Annotated in this window: 18 protein-coding genes; 11 read left to right on the top strand and 7 right to left on the bottom strand. The window is 66.2% G+C overall.

The window, feature by feature from the left end; all coding sequences use genetic code 11:
- Nucleotides 1–21: 21 nt before the first annotated feature.
- From aspT (FQV39_RS12995) to aspT (FQV39_RS12985), 3 genes are all read left to right on the top strand, one after another.
- Complete coding sequence (gene aspT, locus FQV39_RS12995; RefSeq protein WP_149130671.1) at nucleotides 22–1,713, top strand: aspartate-alanine antiporter; 1,692 nt, start codon at nucleotides 22–24, stop codon at nucleotides 1,711–1,713.
- 50 nt (nucleotides 1,714–1,763) lie between these two features.
- Nucleotides 1,764–3,383, top strand: coding sequence for a bifunctional aspartate transaminase/aspartate 4-decarboxylase (locus tag FQV39_RS12990; RefSeq protein ID WP_149130670.1), 1,620 nt, complete (start codon nucleotides 1,764–1,766; stop codon nucleotides 3,381–3,383).
- A gap of 76 nt (nucleotides 3,384–3,459) precedes the next feature.
- A complete protein-coding gene (gene aspT, locus FQV39_RS12985) occupies nucleotides 3,460–5,145 on the top strand; it encodes an aspartate-alanine antiporter (RefSeq protein ID WP_149130669.1) in 1,686 nt (561 codons plus the stop codon).
- 28 nt (nucleotides 5,146–5,173) lie between these two features.
- On the opposite strand, the gene FQV39_RS12980 is transcribed toward aspT (FQV39_RS12985), so the two are convergent.
- The gene (locus FQV39_RS12980) at nucleotides 5,174–6,061 is read right to left on the bottom strand and encodes a DMT family transporter (protein WP_472840636.1); all 888 of its coding nucleotides are present in this window, start codon (nucleotides 6,059–6,061) and stop codon (nucleotides 5,174–5,176) included.
- 82 nt (nucleotides 6,062–6,143) lie between these two features.
- On the opposite strand from FQV39_RS12980, the gene FQV39_RS12975 reads away from it, so the two are divergent.
- Both FQV39_RS12975 and hemC read left to right on the top strand, forming a co-directional pair.
- Nucleotides 6,144–7,574, top strand: coding sequence for an aminotransferase-like domain-containing protein (locus FQV39_RS12975; protein ID WP_149130668.1), 1,431 nt, complete (start codon nucleotides 6,144–6,146; stop codon nucleotides 7,572–7,574).
- 102 nt (nucleotides 7,575–7,676) lie between these two features.
- Nucleotides 7,677–8,615 carry a hydroxymethylbilane synthase gene (gene hemC, locus FQV39_RS12970; RefSeq protein WP_149130667.1) on the top strand — a complete coding sequence of 313 codons (939 nt, stop codon included), beginning with the start codon at nucleotides 7,677–7,679 and terminating at the stop codon, nucleotides 8,613–8,615.
- 290 nt (nucleotides 8,616–8,905) lie between these two features.
- Here hemC and FQV39_RS12965 read toward each other — a convergent pair whose 3' ends face one another.
- From FQV39_RS12965 to FQV39_RS12960, 3 genes are all read right to left on the bottom strand, one after another.
- On the bottom strand, nucleotides 8,906–9,112 hold the full coding sequence (locus tag FQV39_RS12965; protein WP_149130666.1) for a hypothetical protein: 207 nt from the start codon (nucleotides 9,110–9,112) through the stop codon (nucleotides 8,906–8,908).
- 102 nt (nucleotides 9,113–9,214) lie between these two features.
- Complete coding sequence (locus FQV39_RS33150) at nucleotides 9,215–9,364, bottom strand: hypothetical protein (protein WP_187640268.1); 150 nt, start codon at nucleotides 9,362–9,364, stop codon at nucleotides 9,215–9,217.
- Nucleotides 9,365–9,650: 286 nt separating this feature from the next.
- Nucleotides 9,651–10,673, bottom strand: coding sequence for a DNA topoisomerase IB (locus tag FQV39_RS12960; protein ID WP_149130665.1), 1,023 nt, complete (start codon nucleotides 10,671–10,673; stop codon nucleotides 9,651–9,653).
- Nucleotides 10,674–10,860: 187 nt separating this feature from the next.
- Here FQV39_RS12960 and FQV39_RS12955 point away from each other — a divergent pair, with 187 nt between their 5' ends.
- From FQV39_RS12955 to FQV39_RS12930, 6 genes are all read left to right on the top strand, one after another.
- Nucleotides 10,861–12,345: a M81 family metallopeptidase gene (locus FQV39_RS12955; RefSeq protein ID WP_187640267.1), complete on the top strand. Its 1,485-nt coding sequence runs from the start codon at nucleotides 10,861–10,863 to the stop codon at nucleotides 12,343–12,345.
- A 149-nt stretch (nucleotides 12,346–12,494) separates the two neighbouring features.
- Nucleotides 12,495–14,117 carry an amidohydrolase gene (locus FQV39_RS12950; RefSeq protein ID WP_149130663.1) on the top strand — a complete coding sequence of 541 codons (1,623 nt, stop codon included), beginning with the start codon at nucleotides 12,495–12,497 and terminating at the stop codon, nucleotides 14,115–14,117.
- 122 nt (nucleotides 14,118–14,239) lie between these two features.
- Nucleotides 14,240–15,829 (top strand): ABC transporter substrate-binding protein, encoded by a 1,590-nt coding sequence (locus FQV39_RS12945; RefSeq protein WP_149133825.1) that lies wholly within the window; start codon nucleotides 14,240–14,242, stop codon nucleotides 15,827–15,829.
- Between the two features lie 260 nt (nucleotides 15,830–16,089).
- Nucleotides 16,090–17,025, top strand: a complete 936-nt coding sequence (locus FQV39_RS12940) for an ABC transporter permease (RefSeq protein ID WP_149130662.1) — start codon at nucleotides 16,090–16,092, stop codon at nucleotides 17,023–17,025.
- 10 nt (nucleotides 17,026–17,035) lie between these two features.
- Nucleotides 17,036–17,857: an ABC transporter permease gene (locus FQV39_RS12935; RefSeq protein ID WP_149130661.1), complete on the top strand. Its 822-nt coding sequence runs from the start codon at nucleotides 17,036–17,038 to the stop codon at nucleotides 17,855–17,857.
- A 10-nt stretch (nucleotides 17,858–17,867) separates the two neighbouring features.
- Nucleotides 17,868–18,836, top strand: coding sequence for a succinylglutamate desuccinylase/aspartoacylase family protein (locus tag FQV39_RS12930; RefSeq protein ID WP_149130660.1), 969 nt, complete (start codon nucleotides 17,868–17,870; stop codon nucleotides 18,834–18,836).
- Nucleotides 18,837–18,854: 18 nt separating this feature from the next.
- Here FQV39_RS12930 and FQV39_RS12925 read toward each other — a convergent pair whose 3' ends face one another.
- The 3 genes from FQV39_RS12925 to FQV39_RS12915 form a co-directional block, all read right to left on the bottom strand.
- The gene (locus FQV39_RS12925) at nucleotides 18,855–19,166 is read right to left on the bottom strand and encodes a hypothetical protein (protein ID WP_149130659.1); all 312 of its coding nucleotides are present in this window, start codon (nucleotides 19,164–19,166) and stop codon (nucleotides 18,855–18,857) included.
- 266 nt (nucleotides 19,167–19,432) lie between these two features.
- Entirely contained in the window at nucleotides 19,433–21,427 is a 1,995-nt protein-coding gene (locus FQV39_RS12920) for an ATP-binding protein (protein ID WP_149130658.1), read from the bottom strand.
- A 209-nt stretch (nucleotides 21,428–21,636) separates the two neighbouring features.
- A complete protein-coding gene (locus tag FQV39_RS12915) occupies nucleotides 21,637–23,211 on the bottom strand; it encodes an acyl-CoA carboxylase subunit beta (protein ID WP_149130657.1) in 1,575 nt (524 codons plus the stop codon).
- Between the last annotated feature and the right edge of the window lie 129 nt (nucleotides 23,212–23,340).

The raw sequence follows: 23,340 nt of genomic DNA, 5'->3' as shown, positions 1-23,340 counted from the left end.
GCCAGCAACTGGGGGATTGCGATGTTCGACTGGTTCGTTGCCACCCTGAGAAGCTACCCGGAGATCTCGCTCTTCCTGTCGCTGGCGATCGGATACTATGTCGGCGGCTTCGCCTATAAGGGCTTCAGCCTGGGCGCGGTGACCTCGACCTTGATTGCCGCGGTCATCATCGGCCAGCTCGGCATCACGATCTCGCCCAATGTGAAATCGACCTTCTTCCTGCTCTTCCTGTTCGCGGTTGGCTACGGCGTCGGGCCGCAATTCGTTCGCGGCATCGCCAAGGATGGAGCGCCGCAGGCGATCTTTGCGGTCGTCGTCACCGTCTTCTGCCTCGCGGTTCCCGTCGTGATCGCGAAGATCGCCGGCTACCATCCGGGTTACGCCGCCGGTCTCTATGCCGGATCGCAGACGATCTCGGCCTCGATGGGCCTGGCGACCGACGCCATCAATCGCCTCGGGCTGTCGGCAGAGCAAACCAAGGAATATCTCGATGCGATGCCGGTCGCCTATGCGGTCACCTACATCTTCGGCACCGTAGGCTCGGCCGTCATTCTCGCGCAGCTCGGTCCAAAGCTGCTCGGTATCGATATCGCCAAGGCCTGCAAGGACTACGAGGCCCGGCTCGGCGGCGGCAAGGAAATCGGCGGCCCCGGTTCGGCCTGGCGGCGCTTCGAACTCCGCGCCTTTCGCCTGCGCGAGGGCGCCAGGGTCGCCGGCATGCGCGCGGCGGAAGCCGAGGCCCTGGTGCCGGACGCCCGCGTTTTCGTCGAGCGCATCCGCCGCAATGGCGTCATCGAGGATGCGACCGCCGACACAATCCTGCGGGACGGCGACATCATCGCTCTCGCCGGTCCGCGCGAGACGCTGGTCAATCTGATCGGCCAGAATGCCGAGGAGGTCGAGGACCCCGAGCTGCTCGACCTGAAGGCCGAGGGCGTCGACATCTACGTCACCAGCAAGGATGTCGACGGCAGGACGCTGACCGAGCTCTCCCGCATGCCGACCGCGCGCGGCGTGTTTCTACGCAAGATCGTCCGCGGCGCGACCGCCGTCAGCATCCCGATCCTGCCGGACACGGTCATTCATCGCGGCGACATCCTGACCGTTGTCGGCCGCACCCAGGACATCGCCGCCGTCGCAAAGACCATCGGCCATCCGGATCGCCCGAGCGATGTCGCCGATGTCGCCTTCATCGGCGGTGCCATCACGCTCGGTGCGCTCATCGGCGCGCTCGTGTTCAAGGTGGGAGGTGTCCCGCTGACGCTGTCGACGGCCGGCGGCGCGCTGATTTCCGGCCTCGTCTTCGGTTGGCTGCGGTCGGTGCGCCCGGTCTTTGGCCGTATCCCGAGTTCGACCGTTTGGTTCATGAATTCGGTCGGCCTCAACATGTTCATCGCGGTCGTCGGCATCTCGGCCGGCCCTGGCTTCGTCAAGGGCCTGCAGACGCAGGGCGTCGGCCTCTTTCTCTGGGGCGCGCTGGCGACGGCCATCCCGCTGATCCTGGCGATGTTCGCCGGCAAATACGTGTTCCGGTTCGATCCGGCGATCCTGCTGGGCGCTTGCGCCGGCGCCCGCACCACGACGGCTGCACTCGGAATGATCTGCGAGACCGCCGGCAGCCAGGTCCCGGCGCTCGGCTACACCGTGACCTATGCGGTCGGGAACACGCTTCTGACGATCTGGGGCATGGTGATCATCATCCTGCTGACCTGAGCAAGCGAGACGCGAACCGTTCGATTTCAGTTTCTGACCGGGAGTTTGTCATGGATCCTGTCACTCTGCGGAGCTTCGAGAAACTCAGCCCCTTCGAGATCAAGGACGAGCTCATCCGCCTCGCCAAGCTGACGGCGCAGACCTCTTCGATCGCGCTGCTCAACGCCGGCCGCGGCAATCCGAACTGGGTGGCGACGACCCCGCGCGAAGGCTTCTTCCTGCTCGGGCAATTCGCGATCACCGAAAGCCGCCGCGTGATGAGCAAGCCCGCCGGCATCGGCGGCATGCCCAAGGCCGACGGCATCGCCGCACGGCTTGAGGATTGGCTGGCCACGCACAAGGATTCCCCCGGCGCCACCTTCCTCAGTGACATGGTCGCCTTCGCGGTGAAGAGGTTCGACTTCAAGCCCGACGCCTTCGTCCACGAGCTGGTCGACTCGATCATCGGCGACAACTATCCGGTGCCGGACCGCATGCTCGTCCACAACGAGCGCATCGTGCACGAATACCTGATGTGGGCGATGTGCGGCGAGCCGCGCCCGTCCGGGCAGTTCGACCTCTATGCCGTCGAGGGCGGCACGGCGGCGATGTGCTACATCTTCAAGTCGCTGAAAGCCAACCGGCTGCTGAATCCCGGCGACACGATCGCCCTGGCGACGCCGATCTTCACCCCCTATCTCGAAATGCCGCATCTCGAGGATTACGGCCTTAACGTCGTCAGCGTCGCGGCGCCGCAGGAGAACCGCTTCCAGTTCACCGACGAGGAGCTGAAGAAGCTCGAGGATCCGAAGGTCAAGGCCTTCTTCGTGGTCAATCCCGGTAATCCCTATGCCGTCGCGCTGAGCGAGGAGACGATCGCCAAGATCGTCAAGCTGGTCGAGACGAAGCGCCCCGATCTGCTGCTGCTGACCGACGATGTCTACGGAACCTTCGTGAAGGGCTTCCGCGGCCTGCTCGGCGCTCTCCCGCGCAATACGATCGGCGTCTACTCCTACTCCAAGTATTTCGGCTGCACCGGCTGGCGGCTCGGTGTCATCGCTATCCACCGCGACAACATCTTCGACAAGGCGATCGCGAGCCATCCGGAAAAGATCCTGACGGCGCTCGATACGCGCTACGGACCGCTCACGCTGAAGCCGCGCGAGATGAGGCTGATCGACCGCATCGTCGCCGACAGCCGCGACATCGCCCTCAATCACACCGCCGGTCTTTCGCTTCCGCAGCAGGTGATGATGTCGCTGTTCTCGCTCTCGGAGATGATGGACGAGGCCAAGCTCTACCAGAAGACCTGCATGGAAATCGTGCATTCCCGCGCCCAGAGGATGATCGAGGGCTTGGGCATCGACGTGCCCGATAATCCGCTTCACGACCGCTATTACGGCCTGGTCGATTTCGAGTTCTGGGCCAACAAATATGTCGGCCCCGAGGTGGTGGCCTATATGAAGGAGCATATCCACCCGCTCGACATCGTGTTCCGGCTGGCCGAGGACCATGGCATCGTGCTGCTGAACGGAGGCGGCTTCTCCGCCCCGGACTGGTCGGTGCGGGTCTCCTTCGCCAATCTCGACGACGAGGTCTACGGCCAGATCGGCCGCGCCACGCGCGCGGTGGCTCGTGGCTATCGGCAGGCCTTCGACGCCTACAATCTCGCACTCAAACAGAAATCCTGACGAGGCGGCCCCGATCGCAGATCAGCGCCCGGGACTCCTTCGGCCGAATGCCTGACGATAGCTGCGGGGCGGGGGCATGAGTTTCGTCGTCGATGCATTGCGCGGCAATCCCGAGCTCGCGATCTTCCTGACCATCGCCCTAGGCTTCCTGATCGGCCGGGTGAAGATCGGCAGCTTCAGCCTCGGAACCGTGGTCGGCTGCCTGTTGGCCGGCGTCCTGATCGGCCAACTCGACATCAAGGTGCCTCCTGCCGTGAAGGCGGTCTTCTTCGACCTGTTCCTGTTCACGACCGGCTACAAGGTCGGGCCGCAGTTCTTTCGCGCTCTGAAGCGCGATGCGATCCCGCAGGTCGCCCTGACCGTCGTGCTCTGCGTCACCTGCCTGCTGACGGCATGGGGCTTCGCCAAACTGCTTGGCTACGACGTCGGCACGGCCGCCGGCCTGCTCGCCGGCGCCTTCTCGGAATCGACCGTGATCGGAACCGCGGGCGAGGCGATCCAGCGCCTCAATCGTCCCCAGTCCGAACGGACGGCGCTGGTCAACAACATCCCCGTTGCCTATGCGGTCACCTATCTCGTCGGCACCGCATCCCTGGTCTGGTTCCTGCCGAAGATCGGCCCCAGGCTGATGGGCATCAATCTGAAGGAGACCGCGGCCGAGATGGCCGCGCAATCAACGGGATCGGTCAGCGAGGTCGAGGGCGTGGTCTCTGCCGCGCGTCTGTTCGACGTACGGACCTATCGCGTTGCCAATGAGCAGTTCATCGGCAAGACGGTCGCCGAAATCGAAGCGCTTCCTCGCGTCGCCCGCGCCTATCTGCTGCGCGTCCGTTCGAGCGGCTCCGTGCGGGAGCCCGAACCCGGTCTCGTGATCCGCGCGGGCGATGTCGTCGCCGTCATGGCGCGGCAGGAGGTCCATGCCCAGCACGGCGACCTGATCGGCCCGGAAGTCAGCGACCCCAGCCTTCTCGACATCCCCATCGAGTCGCTCGACGTCGTGCTGACCAACCGCTCTCTCGATGGGCGGAGTTTGGCGGATCTCGCGGGCCGGGAGTTCGCCCGCGGCGTCTTCCTCGCCAAGCTGATGCGCGCCGGCCTCGCCATGCCGATCAAACCGGAAAGCCAGGTCAATCGCGGTGACGTCCTCTCTCTCATCGGACCTCTATCGGCTGTCGAGCGTGCGGCGGAGAAACTCGGCTACCCCGACAGGCGGACATCGGCGACGGACATGGTTTTCGTCGGGCTCGGCATCTTCCTGGGCGGTCTCGTCGGGCTCCTGAGCGTCGTCATCGGCGGTATTCCGTTGACGCTGACCGCCAGTGGCGGCGCACTGATCATGGGGCTGGCCTTCGGCTGGCTGCGGTCGGCCTATCCCTTCTTCGGCCGCATACCCGAGCCGGCGATCTGGATTTTCGATACGCTGGGCTTATGCATGTTCATCGGCATTGTCGGCCTCGGCGCAGGGCCGAGCTTCATCTCCGGTCTAAAAGCGACCGGCCTCAGCCTGGTCGGTGTCGGTTTGGTCTCGGCCCTGCTTCCGCATACGCTGGGCATCCTCTTCGGGCGTTATGTCCTGAAGATGAATCCTCTCATCGTACTCGGTGCCTGCGCGGGGGCGGGAACGATCACGGCAGCCCTCAGGGCCATTCAGGACGAAGCCCAGAGCAGCGTCCCCGCTCTGGGCTACACGGTGCCCTATGCGATCGGAAACATTCTCCTGACCGCCTGGGGACCGATCCTGGTCGCGTTGATGGCCAGGTAAGCCCCGCTCCGTGCCGGCCCTGCTTTTGTCAGGCGAAGCGCTTTGCCCCGGCGACGCAGAGGACCACCACGCCGGTCGCCGCGATCATCGTCCAGGCGATGGGCTCATGCAGCAGCAGGCCAGCGAGCAGGAGGCCGAAGAAGGGCTGCAGGAGCTGGAGCTGGCCGACGCCGGCGATGCCGCCGAGCGCCAGCCCGCGATACCAGAACACGAAGCCGACCAGCATGCTGAAGACCGAGACATAGGCCAGGCCGAGCCAGGCGGGCGTCCCGATCCCCTGCCAGGATGCCGGCAGGAACAGCAGCGTCAGCAGGGCCATCGCCGGCAGCGACAGCAGCAGCGCCCAGGAGATCACCTGCCAGCCGCCGAGCCGGCGCGAAAGCGCGGCACCTTCGGCATAGCCGAGCCCGCAGAGCAGGATGGCAGCGATCATCAGCAGGTCACCGATCATTGAGCCGCCCTCGCTATGAGCCAGCGCGAAGCCGGCAACGGTCGCAGCGCCAAGCACGGAGAACAGCCAGAAGGCCGGCTTCGGCCGCTCGCCGGCACGCATCACGCCAAACAGCGCCGTCGCCAGCGGCAGCAGGCCGACGAACACGATCGAGCGGGCCGCGGCGATGTGCTGCAGCGCCAGCGCCGTCAGTAGCGGAAACCCGACCACGACGCCGAGCGCGACGATGGCGAGCGGACCGAGATCGGAGCGTTCCGGCCGCTTCTGGCGCAGCAGGACAAGGAAGGCGGCGCCCAGCAGCGCCGCGATCACCGCGCGGGCGGAGGTGAGGAACAGCGGCGAGAAGCCGGCGATCGCGACGCGCGTCGCCGGCAGCGAGCCGCTGAAGATCAGCACGCCGATGAGGCCGCTGCCCCATCCCTTGCCGGCCCAGTCCTGCTGCATCGTCGTTGCCTTGTTCTGCATCTTCGCAGAGCTAGGTGGTTCGTGCTCGCCGGGACAGCGACAATCCGATACGTTCGTGGCGAACTGTATGGGTATGGCTATCATGACAGTTTTAGACCCGGGCGAAATCGACGGCGGGCAGGGGCGGACGGCGGCGGTGATGGCCGCCATTCGGGGCAAGCTCGCGGCAAGGTCCCTGGCGCCTGGCGACCGGCTGCCGTCGATCCGCCGTTTCGCCGCGACAATGCAGGTTTCGCCGTCCACCGTGGTCGAGGCTTATGATCGTCTGGCTGCGGAAGGTCTGATCCGCGCCCGCCAAGGCTCCGGCTTCTACGTTACCGGCAGTGGCCTGCCGCCCCTGGGGTTGACGCAGGCGGCATCGCCACGAGAGCGCGCCGTCGATCCCTTCTGGGTCTCGCGCCAGTCGCTCGATGCGGATGACGCCGCTCTGAAGCCGGGTTGTGGCTGGCTGCCGGCCGACTGGATGCCGGGCGAGGCGTTGCGCCGCGGCTTTCGCGCTTTGGCAAGGGCGCAGGACCCGGTTCTCTCCGAGTATGGCGGGACGCGTGGCTCGCCGGTGCTGCGCCGCCATCTGCTCGGGCGCTTTGCCGAGGAGGGGCTCGCCGCCGGTTCCGAACAGCTCCTGCTGACCGGCTCGGGAACGCAGGCGCTCGATCTGGTCTGCCGCTTCCTGCTGCGCCCAGGCGATACGGTCCTTGTCGACGACCCCTGCTATTTCAATTTTCAGGCGTTGCTGCGGGCGCACCAACTGCGCGTGCTCGGCGTGCCCTATACGCCCTCTGGGCCGGACGTCTCCGCTTTCGAGGCGCTGGTTTCTGCCGAGCGGCCGCGGCTCTACCTCACCAACTCCGGGCTGCATAATCCGACGGGGGCCAGCCTCTCGCCACAGACGGCCTTCCGTGTCCTGCAAACCGCCGCCGCTCACGATCTCACGATCGTCGAGGACGAGATCTTCGCCGATTTCGAGCCCGAACCGTCGGCTCGCCTCGCCTTGCTCGACGGGCTCGACCGGGTGATCCGGATCGGCAGCTTCTCGAAGACGCTCTCGGCCTCCCTGCGCTGCGGCTACATCGCCGCGCGGGCGGATTGGGTCGAGGGGCTGGTCGACCTTCAGGTCGCGACGAATTTCGGCGGTCCCGGCCCGGTCGCGGCCGATCTGGTTGCTGGCGTTCTTGCCGGTGGAGGCTATCGTAAGCATATGGAGGAGGTGCGCCGCCGCCTCGTCCAGGCCCGCCGCGAGGCCGCAACCCGGCTGGAAGCACTCGGCATCATGCCATGGCTCAAGCCACGCGGCGGTTTCTACCTCTGGTGCCGCCTGCCGGAGGGGATCGATTCCGCCGAGCTCGCGCGGCTGGCCCTGTTGCGGAACGTCGTGCTGGCGCCCGGAAACGTTTTCAGCGTCTCGCAGAACGCGGGCGGCTTCATGCGCTTCAACGTCGCCCAGTCGCGCGATCCGCTTGTGTTTGAGGTATTGCAGCAGGGGCTGGAGCAGTTGCGGCGGAGCAGCGGCTGATCGGCGCAGCGCCCGCGGGCACGAGCCACTCGTCAGCCTGCTGCCCCCCTGTTATAGACCGCCGCAACCGGCCCAGCCGGATAGGATCGAAAGTAAGAAGTCATGCATCTGAGGATCGGCACGCGCCGCAGCCCGCTGGCGATGGCGCAGACCAATCACGTCATGGGGTTGATCCGGGAGAAATTCCCGGAGACGGAATTCACCCTCTGCCAGATCGCCACCATCGCGGATCGCGACCGCGTCTCCGAGTTTCACCAGTTCGGCATGGTCGGCGTCTTCGCTATCGAGCACGAGCAGCAGCTCGTGCGCCGCGAGGTCGATTTCGTCGTTCATTCCCTGAAGGACCTGCCGACCGCCCTGCATGAGGGGCTCGTCCTCGCCTCCGTGCCGCCGCGCGAGGATCCGCGCGACGCGCTCTGCGGCGCGACGATGGCTTCGCTCAGGCAGGGCGCGCGGGTCGGCACCGGCTCGCTGCGGCGCCGCGCCCAGATCCTCAATCTGCGGCCCGACGTCACCGTCGTGCCGATTCGCGGCAATGTCGGCCCGCGCCTCGCCAAGATCGGCGGCGAGGACGCGCTCGACGCCGTGATCCTCGCCCATGCCGGCCTGCGCCGGCTCGGGCTGGACGGGGCTTCGTCCGAGGTTCTGGCGCCCGAGCTTTTTCCCTATGCCGTTGGGCAGGGCGCGCTCGGCCTGGAAGCCCGTGCCGAGGATGCTGCCGTGATCGAGATCCTGCAGGCGATCCAGTGCCCGAAGGCGCGTGCCGAGGTCGAGGCCGAGCGTGAGATGATGCACGCGCTGGGCGCCGGTTGCAGCCTGCCGGTCGGGGCCTGCGCAAGCTGGGCCGATGGCCGCCTGACCCTGCATGCGCAGGTCACCTCGGTCGAAGGGGCGGAGCGTGTCGATGCCAGCGCGAGCGCCGCGCCCGAACAGGCGCGGGAACTCGGCCTTGTCGTCGCCGAGGCGCTGAAGTCGCGCGGCGGCGGAGCGATCCTCGAAAAGAGCTATCGCGGCTACTACCCGACATTCAAGACGCTGTAGAGCGTGCTGATTTTGCACGGAACCAAGGCGTCATCCGGGCTTGACCCGGGATCCATGCCAGAGCCCTTCCTATTAAGGTTCAGGCATGGATCCCGGCTCTCCGCGGAGCTTATCCTTGGGCCGATCGAAGATCGGACCCGAGGGCTCCGGCCGGGATGACCGCGCTTCTATCAAAGCGCGGCACGCGTCCGCTGCAAAACCTTTCACAGAAAGGCCCGGCCTCCTGTCGGAGTGCCGGGCCCTGTCGTGGCCACCGTCGCATGCAGGCGAATGGCCGCTTCGGGATGAGGTCAGAGCCGGACGGCGACCTCGCTATGCTGTGCGGCGAACTGCGCCGCCTCCTTCCGGAACAGCATCCAGGCAGGCTGCGGGCTTTCGTGCCCCGGTTCCCGCATCGACATCGTATAGGGGCCCTTGTTGCCGGCCGGTTTGTCGGGGTCGAGCCGCGCCGCCCTGCACATTGCACGGGCAATGCGCTTGATTCTCTCTTCGTCCATGTCTGTCTCCGCCGCCAGGATTCAGCGGCGAGGAAACGCGGAGGCGCGCAGGCAGGTTCCCGACAATCTCGTCAAAATAAATGGATTAGCGATATCAGTGCTTTAGATGGGGTCGCGCGGATCCTCGGCGCTCGGCTTGTCCAGCATGGCGGCGCCGGGCCCTCGCGCGCGCGCCCAGCGCGCCGCCAGGGCGATGCCGAGTGGAATCGCGATCACGACGATCCACACAACGAAGCCCCAATCCCCGTTCATGCCCGTCAACTCCGTCCAGAGCCCTCGCTGGACGGTACCCTCTTCGCGGCGGCCTGGATATCCGTCTGCGGCGGCTCCTCTTCGTACTCGAACGGCGGAGCGGGGCCTGTCGGATGAGCGGAGTGTGGCGACGGCCCGGGCCGCTTCTCGGCGGCGGCCGATTGACCGGGCCGCTGCGGCGTCTCGATCGGCTTCGGTGAACCGACACGGTTGAGCATCTCAGCCTCCGTGGGTGCGTGTCAGATACTGAACCAAGCTCCGAGCCACGGCATTGTTCCCGCTGGCTTCAAGCTGCCAGCAGCCCGAGCGCGCGTTCGATCCGCGAGCAGCCGGCCCGGGCGCGCGCCTTGGCATAGCTGCGCTGCAGCCGTCCGCTGGCATAGGCATCGATGACGATGGCGTGGACATAGCTCTTGCGCACAACGGCTGGCGTGTTGACCAGCCGCTCCGAGATCGTCCGCATGATGTCGGCAAGCTGGCGCTTGCGTCCGGTCTCGCTCGTAACCTCCTCGCCCGCAAGAAGCAGTTCCGCCGCTGCAGCGTTGGCGGCAAGCATCCGCAGGTCCTTGCTGCTGACGGGCAGGCCACAGGCATCCTTGAGATAGCTGTTGACCTCGGCGGCCCGGATCGGCGCGGAGGAGCCGTCTTCGCGGCGATATTGCAGCAGTCGCCGGCCCGGCAGTTTGGCGATGCGCGCCAGCGCCCTTGCCAGTGCGGCGTCGTCGATTGCGCAGGCTATCTCCTTGCCGCCCTTGCCGCGAAAATGCAGCGCGACCCGTGTATCCGTGAGCGTGGCGTGCCGCTTGAGCAGCGTCGAGGTGCCGTGGCTGCCGTTGTTCTCGGCATAGCTTTCATTGCCGACGCGCAAATGGCAGCGGTCGATGATGGCGGCGGCGCAGGCGAGGGCTTTCTGGTGGGAAAGCGCATGCGCCCGCATATCGGCGGCGATCTGGGCGCGCAGTTTCGGCAGCACCGCGATCAGCCGGCCGAGGCGCTTCAGCTTGCGCCGCTCGCGCACCTTCTCCCATTCGGGATGGTAGCGGTGCTGGGTGCGGCCGGCCTCGTCATGGCCGATGGCCTGCAGATGTGCCTGTGGATCGGCGGCGATGCGGACGTCCTCATAGGCTGGTGGGATCGCGAGCGAACGGATGCGGGCGAGCATGTCCTCATCCGTGATCTTCTCACCCTGCGCATCGCGATAGCCGAAGAAACGTCCATGGCGGACACGGCGGATCGTGAGTTCGTCAGACGAAACGCGCCGCAGTCGCGTCTTGGCGGGGCGTCGTTTAGCTTGCGGGGAGACCGGCATGGCGTGGGCTCGCAGATCACTGCTGCGGAAATGCGCCGGCACCAAGTTGGTTCCGCCGAGTTCAGCATACTCACCACATTTCGACAAGCGCCCTCATTCGAGGAGGTGCATGCGCGGAAATCAATGGCTTTGCGAAGGCGCCTCGCCAAAACTGTCAAAAAATTTGAACAAGACGATGAGGGAGAGAATGACGCGGCGCGTGCTGATTGCCGAGTTCATGCATGAGACGAACACCTTCAGTGTTCAGCTCACGGACGAGGCCACCTTCCGGGCGCATGGCGCCTATCTCGGCAACGAAATCCCCGAGGCCTTCCGCGGCACCCGCACCTCGATGGGCGCAGCCTTCGAGGCCGCCGACAAGTTCGGCTGGAGCCCCACCCATCCGCTGGTGACCGGCGCCAATCCCTCGGGCCGCGTGACCGATGCCGCCTTCGATGTCTTCGCCGGCCATATCGTCAATGCGGCTGAGGGCGTCGACGGCGTGCTGCTGCACCTCCACGGCGCGATGGCGACCGAAAGCTCGGATGATGGCGAGGGCGAATTGCTGGCGCGCCTGCGCAAGCGCATCGGCCCGGACGTGCCTATCGTTGCAGTGCTCGACCTGCACGCAACGGTCACGCAGCTCATGGCCGACAATGCCAACGCGCTGATCTCCTACCGCACTTATCCGCATATCGACCAATACGAGCGGACCTGGCAGGCGGCGGAGCTGCTGGAGCGTGCGATGAAGGGCGAAATCAGGCCGAAGGTCGCGCTCGCCCGCCGCCCGATCCTCTATGCCCTCGATGGTGGCCGCACCACCTCGCCGCCCTTCAAGGAATTGCTGCGCCGGGGCGATGCGCTGGAAGCATCCGGCGACGCGCTGGTCGTCAGCGTTCAGGCCGGCTTCTCCTCGGCTGACGTCCATGACATCGGCCCGTCGATCGCGGTCACGGCCGATGATCGCAGCAAGGCGCAGGCCGTGGCTGAAGAGCTGATGGACTATGCCTGGGAGCAGCGCCGCTTCTCCTCGATCCATTTCACGCCGCTGGCCGAGGCCATGGCCCGCGCCAAGGCCGGCGAGGCCGACACCGGAAAGCCCGGCTACAAGCCCGTGGTGATCTCGGACTACTCCGACAATCCCGGCTCCGGTGCTTATGGCGATGCCACCAACCTCCTGCGCGCCGTCCTCGACGCGAAGCTGAAGAATGTCGGCTTCCACGCGATCTGCGACCCCGAAGCGGCGCTCGCCGCGCAGGCGGCTGGTGTCGGCAACCGCGTCAAGCTCAAGCTCGGCGGCAAGGTCGATCCCAGCATGGGTGGCGGGCCCCTCGATCTCGACGCCCATGTCGTCGCGCTGACCGACGGGTACTTCATGTGCTACGGCCCGATGGCCGGCGGCGTCTGGCGGAACTACGGCCTTTCGGCCCTGCTCAGGGTCGACGATGTCGAGATCATCGTCATCACCCATAACGGCCAGGCGACCGATCTCGCCCAGTTCACCTCGCTCGGTGTCGATCCGACCCGGAAATCGACGGTGATCGTCAAGTCGATGCAGCATTTCCGCGCCGCTTTCGAGCCGATCGCGCGCGAGGTGCTTGAAGTCGACACCGGCGCGATCTCGACCCGCAATTTCAAGGAGCGGCCCTACCGCAAGGTGCGCCGGCCGATCTTCCCGCTCGACGACATCTGACGGCCGGCCGCTATAGCATCGGACCGAAAAGTGGAATCCGCTTTTCGGAAAAATCAGATGCAATAACAAATGTTTAGATCATCGTTATCGCGTCCGTCGGACGCGCGATGATCTAAGCGCCGGCGAAGACAGGAATACAGGAGGAAACCATGGCGGTTCAGGCCGATATCGTGCTGCGCAACGGGCCGATCTGGTGCGGGCGCGAGGACGGCGTCGTCGAGGCGCTGGCGATCTGGCAGGGCAGGGTGCTCGCGGCCGGCGCCGATGCCGAGATCGCTCCGCTCGTCGGGCCGAAGACGCGTGTGATCGACCTCAAGGGTCGTCTGGCGACGCCGGGCCTCAACGATTCGCACCTGCATCTTGTCTCGCTCGGCATGACCATGGGCTGGGTCGACTCCAAGCCGGAGGCTGCGCCGACGCTTGAGGCGCTGCTCGGCGCCATCTCGGCCCGCGCCGCCACGCTGAAGCCCGGCGAGTGGATCCTCTCGCGCGGCTATGACCAGACCAAGCTCGACACCGGCCGCCATCCCTATCGCGAAGAGCTCGACCGCGCGGCGCCGAACAACCCGGTGATGCTGGTGCGTACCTGCGGCCATATCGCGATCTGCAATTCCGAGGCGCTTCGCCTCGGCGGCATCGACGAGATGTCGCCGACGCCGCAGGGTGGCCTGATCGAGCAGCAGAACGGCCGCCTCACTGGCCTTCTCGCCGAGAACGCCCGCGCCCCGGTGCAGGCTGCGATCCCGGCGGCGACCGAGGAGGATCTCATCGCCGGCATCGAGCGCGGCGGCCGCTATCTGCTCTCGCTCGGCATCACCAGCTGCATGGATGCCGCCGTCGGCCAGAAGGGCGGCTTCGGCGAGATCGCTGCCTACCACCGCGCCAAGCGCGACGGCCGCCTGCCGGTGCGCACCTGGCTGACGCTGCTCGGCGACGACGGCCGCTCGATCGTGCCGCAGTGCTACGAAGCCGGCCTGACCTCGGGCACCGGTGACGACATGCTGATGATCGGCGCCGTGAAGCTCTTCCTCGACGGTTCGGCTGGCGGGCGCACCGCCTGGATGACCGAGCCCTATCTCGGCGAGGACAAGACCACCGGCGTCTGGATGTGGGAGGATGCCGAGCTCGAGCGCATGGTGCTCGACGCTCACAGGAAGGGCTACCAGCTCGCCTGCCACGCGATCGGCGATGCCGCGATCGAGCAGCTCATTACGGCTTACGAGAAGGCGCTCGCAGCCTATCCCGATCCGGACCGGCGTCACCGCATCGAGCATTGCGGCTTCTCGACCCCGGCCCAGCACGAGCGCATGGTCAAGGCCGGCATCTATCCCTGCCCGCAGCAGGTCTTCATCCATGATTTCGGCGATGCCTACGTCAAGGTGCTTGGGCCGGAGCGGGCACTGCCGAGCTATCCCTTCCGCACCTGGTTCGACCTCGGCCTGAAGCCGGCGACGGGCAGCGATGCGCCGGTCTGCGATCCCAATCCCTTCCCGAACTTCCATACCATGCTGACCCGCCAGACCTGGAAGGGCACGGTGATGGACGAAGGCCAGCGCGTCTCGATCGAAGAGGCCCTGCAGGCCTATACCGAGTTCGGCGCCTTCTCGCAGAAGCAGGAGAATGTGAAGGGTCGGCTTGCGCCGGGCTTCCTCGCCGATGTCGCGGTGTTCTCGCGCGACCTTCTGACCGCCGATCCGGCCGATATCCTCAAGGATACGCGCTGCGACCTCACCATTCTCGACGGCGAGGTCGTCTACGAGCGTTCAGCCTGAGCTGGGGACTGGGCCGCGCCGGGGAAGACAGGCGCGGCAAAGCCGTTATGGTTCCATTTGGAAGCAAATAACTCCGGATCAGCCGGAGCCGATCGGAAAAAACGGGAGGAATAATCGTGTTGTTGAAGAAATTTGCCTTCGCCACCGCGCTGACGCTGGCGGCCCTTACGGTGCAAGCACAGGCCCAGGAGCCCCGCCGTGGTGGGACGATCCGCTTCACGGCCCCTTATGGTGCGTCCTTCGTCAGCAATGACAGCCACGTCTCGAACCAGATCCAGGACGAGATCTACACCTACGCGCTGCACGGCATGCTCTACAAATGGGATTCGAAGGCCGGCAAGCCGGCGCTCGATCTCGCCAAGAGCGTGACGGTCTCAGCCGACGGCAAGGTCTACACCTTCAAGCTGCGCGACGACGCGCTGTTCCACAACGGCCGCAAGATGACGGCCGACGACATCATCTGGTCCTACGCCCGGATCATGGACGGATCGAAGAACTTCCCCGGTGCGCGCTACGTCGCCCGTATCCAGGGCGCGACCGAGGTCCAGAAGGGCCAGGCGAAGGAGATCTCCGGTCTCAAGAAGATCGACGACACCACGCTGGAGATGACGCTGACGGAGAAGGCCGATCCCGGCTACTTCCTGTTCCAGGGCCAGACGGCGATCTACCCGGCCAAGGAGGCGCAGGCGCCGGACTTCTTCAACAAACCGATCGGCCTCGGCCCGTTCAAGTTCGTCGAGCACGTTCCCGGTTCGCGCATGGCCTTCGAGCGCTGGGACAAGTACTACCAGGCCGGCAAGCCCTACGCCGACAAGCTCGTCATCTCGCCGATGGGCGAGGCGGCCGCGCGCGACGTCGCCTTCCGCAACAAGGAGATCGACGTCTCGGTCCTCGGCTCGACGCAGTACGTCGCCTACAAGGCCGATGCGAACCTGTCGAAGGGCATCCTCGAGGTCGCCGAGGTCTTCACCCGCAACATGGGCATGAACCCAACCTTCAAGCCCTTCTCCGACAAGCGGGTGCGCCAGGCGATCAATCACGCCATCGACAGCGAGCTGATCATCAAGCGCCTCGTCCGTGACAAGGCCTATCGCGCGGCGAGCTGGCTGCCGCTCTCCTCGCCAGCCTTCGATAAGGACGCCAAGCCCTACGCCTATGATCCGGAGAAGGCCAAGAAGCTCTTGGTCGAGGCCGGCTATCCCGACGGCTTCGAGTTCGAATGGACCGCGACGCCGAACGAGAGCTGGGGCATTCCGATCGTCGAGGCGACGATCCCGATGCTCGCCAAGGTCGGTATCAAGGTGAAGGTCAAGCCGGTCGAGACTTCGGCTCTGGGCGGCGTCGTCGTGGGCGGTGACTTCCAGGCCTATATCTGGTCGAACACCTCGGGGCCGGACACGCTGACGGCGCTGAAGTGCTTCCACTCCGCGACGCCCCGTTCTTCCTGCAACTACACCACCTTCAAGAACGCGGCCTATGACAAGCTGATCGACGACGCTTCGGCCGAGAACGATCCGGCCAAGCAGCTTGAGCTGCTGAAGAAGGCCAACGCCATGCTGCAGGACGAGGCCCCGGTCTGGTTCTTCAACTACAACAAGGCGGTCATGGCTTATCAGCCTTGGCTGCACGGCCTCCAGCCGAACGCGACCGAGCTCGCGCTGCAGCGCTACGAGGACCTCTGGGTCGACGCCTCCTCGCCGGCGGCGAAGTAGGCCAGACCCGAGCCTCGCCACCTGGACCCACCGGTCCGGGTGGCGGAAACACCTCCGTCATTCCGGACAAGCCGCGAAGCGGCGCCGATCCGGAATCCATCGTAAGGCTCGGCGCTCTACGATGGATTCCGGGGCAAGCCCGGAATGACGATTTGGTTTTCCTCGGACAGCATGCACGACGAGTGAGGTTTGATCTCTCCTTCGGCGTTCGTCGGATGTGATCGATCAGCTCTGCGCGGCGGCGGTCAGGAGCCCTTGTCATGTTGCCTTATGTCTCGCGTCGCCTGCTGCAGGCGATCCCGATCCTGCTTGCGGTCGCGGCGCTGATCTTCGTGCTGTTCAGCGTCATCCCGGGCAATTTCGCCACCAGCCAGATGGCTGACGGGCGCAGCAATATCGACGCCGAAACCATCGCGCGCATGAACCAGCAGTTCGGGTTGAACGACCCGCTGCCGCTGCGTTTCGCGAAATATGTCGGCGGCCTCGCCACCTTCGATCTCGGCGATTCCTTCCGTACGCGCCAGCCGGTGATCAATCTGATCGGCGAGCGGCTCTGGCCGAGCCTGCAGCTCGCGCTCGGGGCCATGCTCTTCGCCATCGTCATCGGCGTGCCGCTCGGTTTCTTCGCGGCGCTGAAGCCGGGAAGCTGGGTTGACATGCTCTCGATGGTCTTTGCCGTTTCCGGCTTGTCGCTGCCGATGTTCTGGCTCGGCCTGCTCCTGATGTACGCCTTCGCGCTGACGCTCGGCTGGTTCCCGAGCTTCGGCTATGGCGACGGCGACCCGCGCTACATCGTGCTGCCGGCTATCGCGCTCGGTGTCTCGCCGCTGGCGCTGCTGGCGCGCACGGCCCGCGCCGCCGTGCTCGAGATCATGCACGCCGATTTCGTGCGCACCGCCCGCGCCAAGGGCGCGGGTTCCTATCGCGTGATGCGCTGGCACGTCGCGCGCAACGCGCTCGTCATCGTGCTGACCACGCTCGGCCTGCAGTTCGGCTCGGTGCTGGGCCAGGCGGTCGTCGTCGAGAAGCTCTTCGCGTGGCCCGGCCTCGGCTCGCTGCTGGTCGACAGTGTCACATGGCGCGACATCCCGGTGGTGCAGGGCTGCATCCTGACGATCGTGCTCTTCTTCCTCGTCGTGAACATCGCCGTCGACGTGCTCTGCGCCGTCGTCGATCCGCGCATCAAGTACAGCTAGGCTTTCGCCCATGAAGTTTCGTGCCAATCTCTGGATCGGCGGTGCCTGTTTCGCGCTCGTCGTGGCCGGCGGCGTCTTCGCGCCCTGGTTTGCCCATACCGACCCCGTCATGGACGCCAACCTGATGAACGCCGAGATCCCGCCGGGATCGGAGTTCTGGTTTGGCACCGATGCGCAGGGCCGCGACATCTACAGCCGCGTGCTCTACGGCGCTCGCATCTCGCTGACGGTCGGCATCGTCTCGCAGCTGATCAACACGGTGATCGGCGTCGCGCTCGGCCTTTCCGCCGCCTATTGGGGCGGCTGGTGGGACGATTTCGTCAACGGCCTTACCAACATGATGCTCGCCATTCCCTCGCTGATCTTCGCGCTGGCGATCATGGCGATCCTCAATCCCGGCCTGACCAGCCTGCTGATCGCGCTCGGCCTGACCAACTGGTCCTTCACCTGTCGGTTGACCCGCGCCGCGACCCTCTCGGTCAAGCAGCTGGGTTATGTCGAGGCGGCCCGATCGCTCGGCTACGGCACCTTCCGCATCATGCTGACGCAGATCCTCCCCAACATCGCCGGCCCGATCATCGTCATCGGCACGCTCGGCATGGGCGGCGCCGTGCTGGCGGAGGCTTCGCTCTCCTTCCTCGGCCTCGGTATCCGCCCGCCCTTCCCGAGCTGGGGCTCGATGCTCTCGGATGCGCGCGACCAGATCTCGACCGCGCCCTGGATCTCGATCTTCCCGGGTCTCGCGATTTTCCTGACCGTGCTCGGCCTCAACCTGCTAGGGGACGGCCTGCGCGATATCCTCGATCCGCATTCGCAGCTTCGCAAAGCCTGACAGTAGACCGATGACGACCCAAGAGACGCCCAAAGACCTGATCGATCCGCCGCTCGAAACCATCCGCTTCCACGGGCTGAAGGCCGGGCCGAAGCTCCTCGTCCTCGGCGCCGTCCACGGCAACGAGACCTGCGGACCGAACGCCATCGCCCGCGTGATCGACGATTGCCGGGCCGGCCGCGTTGCGATCCAGCGCGGCGAGGTCACCTTCCTGCCCGTCGCCAATCCGAAGGCCTATCGGCAGAACACGCGTGAGGGCGACCGCAACCTCAACCGCGATCTGCGCGAGCGGCCGCAGCCGGGGGACAATGAGGATCGGATCGGCAACCGCCTCTCCGCCATACTGCGCCAGCACGACATGCTGCTCGACGTCCATTCCTTCACCGGTGAGGGCGTGCCCTTCGTCTTCTTCGGGCCGGACGACAATCGCGGCGAGCTCGAGCCCTTCCGCCATGGCGCGGCCGAAGCGGCGTTCGCCGCCTGCCTCGGCGTCGATCTGATGATCCATGGCTGGCTGGACATCTATGTCCGGCTGATCGCCGCGCGCGAACGGCTGAACCTGTCGCGACTGGCCGTGACCGAGGGCTTCGGCACCACCGAGTTCATGCGCTTCGCCGGCGGCTATGGCGTGACGCTCGAATGCGGCCGCCACGAGGACCCGGACTCCGTCGATGTCGGCTACCGGGCGATCCGCAACGTGTTCGCCCATCTCGGGCTGACGGACGAGGCGCCGCCGGCCCCCGCCAAGCGCACCGTCGTCCATATGGACGACCTCGTCATCTGCGAGGCCGAGGGCGACCGGGTCGAAGGCATGTGGAAGACGGGCGACCGCGTCGCCAAGGGCACGCCCATCGCCCGCCGCGCCGACGGCAGCGTCGTGACGATGCCGCGCGACGGCTTCATCATCTTCCCCAATCCCAAGGCGAAGCCCGGCGAGGGCCTATGCTATCTCGGGGTTGAGAGCCAGCGCCGGCCCTGAACGCGGCCGGCGCAGCGCTCACTGCACGATGCCGCGCTTGTTGCCGAAGCCGGGAATATAGCAGCCGCAGCCGGCTCCGCGTGGCAGCGGCGGCGTCGTGCATTCGCCCCGGCTTGTCACGCAGGTATCGCCGTAGCGCTGCCGATAATAGGGGCGTTCATAATCGCGGTCGCGGCGGTAGTAGCGCGGCGGCGGGCGATCGTCCTCGTCGTCATCGTTATAGGACGGCGGAGCGCGATAGGGCCCGCCGTAATACTGGGCATGGGCTGGGATGGCGCAGAGCAGAACGGCGCAGGCGAGAGCCGAGATCGTGAACTGACGACGCAACATGGTTCTTCCTTTCCGTTCTCCCGCCAGCGACCCGGCGCGGGAGGCGATTCGTTTCCTCCTAGCCGGGTCACGATGAACGGATGCTGAGACGGCCAGCGCTTGGCCGCTCAGGAAAGCAGGCGAAGGCGGCGGCTTTGCGGCCTGTACTATAGCATCGGACCGAAAAGCGGAATCCACTTTTCGGAAAAATCCGATGCGATAACAATTACATAGATCACCGTTACCGCGTCCCGTAGGACGTGCGGAGATCTAGCCGCCTTTCGCCGTCACTGGGCGGGCGTGATCGCGATCAGGAGCTCGCCGGCTGCTGCCGTCGCGCCCGGCCGGGTGGCGATGCGCGCGACGGTTCCCGCCGCCGGGCTCTTCAGCTCCATGAAGAGCTTCATCGATTCCAGCACAGCCACGACCTGTCCGGCCGCGATGCTGTCGCCTTCGCCGACATGGATGGCGGCGACGGTTCCCGGCATCGTAGCGCGGACGGAATCGCCGGCATGGCCTTGCGCCTCGCGCGCAGCGGCGGCTGCCTCCACCGCAAGCGCGATCTCGATGCGTCCTTCGAAGCTGCCGTGGCGCAGGAAGACACCGGAGCGATCCGGCACGGCGTCGACGAGCCGGCGCTGGCCGTCGAGCAAAAGCGTGTACCGCGTTGCGCCATTTGCAATCGGAGCGACGGCAACCTCTCGGTGCCGGCCGTCGATCGTCACGCGAAGACGATCGCCGGTGTCGTCCACGCGCAGCCTGCGGGACCCGTCCCCCGAGCCGAGCGTGAGATGGCAGGCCCCGGTTTTGCCGGCCGAAGCGAGCAGGCGGAAGCCCGTCAGCGTCCCCCATGGCCCTGCTGCTGCATTGCCTCGTGCAGAGAGCCAGATCGCAGCAGCGATGGCGTCGCATTCTGCGACGTCGCCGACTGAAGGCTGCCAGCCTCCGGGCCAGGTCTCGCCGATGAACAGCGTCGTGGCCTCGCCGCGCGCGAACACCGGCTGCCTCAGCGCATCGACGAGGAAAGGCCGGATCGTTGCCGGTCCCAGCACCGTCATGCGGTCGAGACCGTCGGCGAGGCGCCGCCGCGCGGCCTCCCGGTCGGGACCGTGGGCGATGACCTTGGCAAGCATCGAATCGTAGAAGGGCGAGACAGGGCTGCCCGTCGCGACGCCGCTGTCGACGCGCAGGCCCTCCGGTTCGCGCCAGAGCGCGATCGTCCCGGTGTCTGGCCGGAAGCCTTCATCGGCCCGCTCCGCCGTCAATCGCGCCTCGATGGCGTGGCCGGTGCAGGTAATTTCCTCCTGCCGGCGCGGCAGCGTCTCGCCTGCGGCGATGCGGATCTGCCATTCGACCAGATCGAGCCCGGTGATCGCCTCCGTCACCGGATGCTCGACCTGGAGCCGCGTGTTCATCTCCAGGAAGAACACCTCCTGCATCACGGCATCGACCAGGAACTCGACCGTGCCGAGATTGTCGTAGGAAATGGCGCGGGAAAGCTTCAGCGCGTGTGCATGCAGCGCAGCGCGCGCCTCGGGCTTGAGATTGGGCGCAGGCGCCTCCTCCAGCAGCTTCTGATTGGAGCGCTGCACCGAGCAGTCGCGCTCGAACAGGTGGACGATGTTGCCGTGGCGGTCGCCCGCGATCTGCACTTCGACATGGCGTGGCCGCGTCACGAATTTCTCGATCAGCAGTCGCCCGTCGCCGAAGGCGGCTTCGGCCTCGCGGCTCGCGGTGGCGATGGCGGCGTCGAGATCGGCTTCGGCCTCGACCTTGCGGATGCCCTTGCCGCCGCCGCCGGCCGAGGCCTTGACCATGACGGGCAGGCCGATGCGCAGCGCCTCGCGCTTCAGTGTCTCGGGCGACTGGTCGGCGCCGTCATAGCCCGGCACGCCCGGAACCCCGGCCTCGCGGGCGATCTGCTTGGAGCGGATCTTGTCACCCATCGCCTCGATGGCTTGGGCTGAGGGGCCGACGAAGGTGATGCCGTTTACCTCGCAGGCGGCGATCAGGTCGAGCCGCTCCGAGAGGAAGCCGTAGCCCGGATGGATTGCCTGCGCGCCGGTCTTGAGCGCCGCGTCGATGATGCGGTCGGCACGCAGATAGGAATCGCGCGCCGGGGCCGGGCCGATATGCACGGCCGTGTCGGCAAGCCGGACATGCAGCGCGTCCTTGTCGGCCTCCGAATGGACCGCGACGGTGCGGATGCCGAGCTTGCGGCAGGTGCGGATGATGCGGCAGGCGATCTCGCCGCGATTGGCGATGAGCAGGGTGTTGAACATCAATGGCCTCGCCGGAAATGCGCAGGAACCTCTGCCGTCATTCCGGGGCATTGCGTAGCAATGAGCCCGGAACCCATGGACACGACGGTGGGAATGAAGCCGGAACGGTTCGGGTTTCGTGCATTTGAGCAGTGACGGTGTTCATGGGTTCCGAGCTCGCCGCTTCGCGGCGCCCCGGAATGACGGCAGAGGTTCCTGCGCATGGCCGCTCACATCCGGTAGACCGGCCGCGGGCCGGTATCGCGCGCTTCGCCCGCTGACAGCGCAAGGCATAAGCCCAGAACGTCGCGCGTCTGCGCCGGCTCGATGATGCCGTCGTCCCAGAGCCGGGCCGTGGCGTAATAGGGGTCGCTCTGCTCCTCGAACTGCGCACGGGTGCGCCTGTCGAGCTCGGCGATGGCCGCCTCGTCCGCGGCGCCCTTGAGTGACTGCCGGCGCAGCTCCGTCACCACGGTCGCGGCGACCTCCGGGCTCATCGTTGCGATGCGGGCATTCGGCCAGGAGAACAGGAAGCGCGGGCGGAAACCGCGCCCGCACATGCCGTAATTGCCGGCGCCATACGACCCGCCGATCAGCACGGTGTATTTCGGCACCCGCGCATTCGAGACGGCGTAGACCAGCTTGGCCGAATGCTTGGCGATGCCGCCGCGCTCGGCCTCGGTGCCGACCATGAAGCCGGTGATGTTCTGCAGGAAAAGCAGCGGAATCTGGCGCTGGTCGCAAAGCTCGATGAAATGCGCGCCCTTCACCGCGCTTTCCGAGAAGAGCACGCCGTTATTGGCGAGGATGCCGACCGGATAGCCGTGGATATGGGCGAAGCCGGTGACGAGCGTCGCGCCGTAGTCCGGCTTGAAGGCGCTGAAGGCGCTGCCGTCGACCATGCGCGCGATCACCTCGCGCACATCGTAGGGCCGGCGCAGATCAGTCGGCACGATGTCGACGAGCTCGGCCGCATCGAGCTTCGGCGCCGCGGGCGCCTGTGGCGGCGGCGCGATACGGCCGATCTCGCCGAGCGCCCCGACGATCTCGCGCAGTTTCGCCAGTCCTTCCATCTCGGTCTCGACGAGATGGTCGCTGACGCCGGAGACGAGCGTATGCATCTCCGCCCCGCCCAGCGTCTCGCCATCGACAATCTCGTGCACGGCCGCTTTCACGATCGGCGGCCCGCCAAGATGGATGCGGCCGGTGCCCTTGACCATGATCACCTGATCGGAGAGCGCCGGGATATAGGCGCCGCCCGCCGTCGCGCCGCCGAAGACGATCGAGAGCTGCGGGATGCCAGCGGCCGACATCCGGCACTGGTTGTAGAAGGAGCCGCCGAAATGGTCGCGATCCGGGAAAACGCGGTCCTGCTCCGGCAGGAAGGCGCCGCCGCAATCGACGAGATAGAGGCAGGGCAGGCGGTGCTCCTCGGCGATCTCCTGCGCGCGCAAATGCTTGCGGACGGTTTCGGCGAAGAAGGAGCCGCCCTTCACCGTCGCATCATTGGCGATCAGCATGCAGGCGCGGCCCCGCACGATGCCGATGCCGGTGACGATGCCGGCGCCGGGCACCTCGTTGCCGTAGAGCTCCCAGGCGGCGAGCGGCGACAATTCGAGGAAGGGAGTCTGCGGGTCGAGCAGGAGATCTATGCGCTCGCGCACCATGATCTTGCGGCGCGCCTCATGCCGTGCCCTGAGCTTCTCGCCGCCGCCCGCCGCGACCAGCGCGTGACGCTCACGCAGCGTCTCGATCATCAGGGAAAGCGGGGGAGGGGCCGCCGCCAGCGTTGTCATGTTCGACATCCGAGTGCTCCCGTCCCTACCGCCATTTCAGAGCGACGCGGTTGTCGCGCTCTGTCCGGAATGGCGTATTCTTTGTTTCGCGAAGGAACGGCGAGCTCTCTTGATCTCGCCGCTTCATTCACCTACCGT

It is taken from the genome of Bosea sp. F3-2 (assembly GCF_008253865.1).
Classification (GTDB): domain Bacteria; phylum Pseudomonadota; class Alphaproteobacteria; order Rhizobiales; family Beijerinckiaceae; genus Allobosea.
This window is presented reverse-complemented; position numbering and strand designations above follow the sequence as displayed.

What these genes read in the sequence shown, in the direction of transcription:
- FQV39_RS33150 (WP_187640268.1), bottom strand. Translation starts at nt 9,364, where the DNA reads ATGAACGGGGATTGGGGCTTCGTTGTGTGGATCGTCGTGATCGCGATT.
- FQV39_RS12940 (WP_149130662.1), top strand. Translation starts at nt 16,090, where the DNA reads ATGTTGCCTTATGTCTCGCGTCGCCTGCTGCAGGCGATCCCGATCCTG.
- FQV39_RS12915 (WP_149130657.1), bottom strand. Translation starts at nt 23,211, where the DNA reads ATGTCGAACATGACAACGCTGGCGGCGGCCCCTCCCCCGCTTTCCCTG.
- FQV39_RS12965 (WP_149130666.1), bottom strand. Translation starts at nt 9,112, where the DNA reads ATGGACGAAGAGAGAATCAAGCGCATTGCCCGTGCAATGTGCAGGGCG.
- FQV39_RS12975 (WP_149130668.1), top strand. Translation starts at nt 6,144, where the DNA reads ATGACAGTTTTAGACCCGGGCGAAATCGACGGCGGGCAGGGGCGGACG.
- FQV39_RS12960 (WP_149130665.1), bottom strand. Translation starts at nt 10,673, where the DNA reads ATGCCGGTCTCCCCGCAAGCTAAACGACGCCCCGCCAAGACGCGACTG.
- FQV39_RS12930 (WP_149130660.1), top strand. Translation starts at nt 17,868, where the DNA reads ATGACGACCCAAGAGACGCCCAAAGACCTGATCGATCCGCCGCTCGAA.
- FQV39_RS12935 (WP_149130661.1), top strand. Translation starts at nt 17,036, where the DNA reads ATGAAGTTTCGTGCCAATCTCTGGATCGGCGGTGCCTGTTTCGCGCTC.
- FQV39_RS12980 (WP_472840636.1), bottom strand. Translation starts at nt 6,061, where the DNA reads ATGCAGAACAAGGCAACGACGATGCAGCAGGACTGGGCCGGCAAGGGA.
- aspT (WP_149130671.1), top strand. Translation starts at nt 22, where the DNA reads ATGTTCGACTGGTTCGTTGCCACCCTGAGAAGCTACCCGGAGATCTCG.
- FQV39_RS12920 (WP_149130658.1), bottom strand. Translation starts at nt 21,427, where the DNA reads ATGTTCAACACCCTGCTCATCGCCAATCGCGGCGAGATCGCCTGCCGC.
- hemC (WP_149130667.1), top strand. Translation starts at nt 7,677, where the DNA reads ATGCATCTGAGGATCGGCACGCGCCGCAGCCCGCTGGCGATGGCGCAG.
- FQV39_RS12955 (WP_187640267.1), top strand. Translation starts at nt 10,861, where the DNA reads ATGACGCGGCGCGTGCTGATTGCCGAGTTCATGCATGAGACGAACACC.
- FQV39_RS12925 (WP_149130659.1), bottom strand. Translation starts at nt 19,166, where the DNA reads ATGTTGCGTCGTCAGTTCACGATCTCGGCTCTCGCCTGCGCCGTTCTG.
- FQV39_RS12950 (WP_149130663.1), top strand. Translation starts at nt 12,495, where the DNA reads ATGGCGGTTCAGGCCGATATCGTGCTGCGCAACGGGCCGATCTGGTGC.
- FQV39_RS12990 (WP_149130670.1), top strand. Translation starts at nt 1,764, where the DNA reads ATGGATCCTGTCACTCTGCGGAGCTTCGAGAAACTCAGCCCCTTCGAG.
- aspT (WP_149130669.1), top strand. Translation starts at nt 3,460, where the DNA reads ATGAGTTTCGTCGTCGATGCATTGCGCGGCAATCCCGAGCTCGCGATC.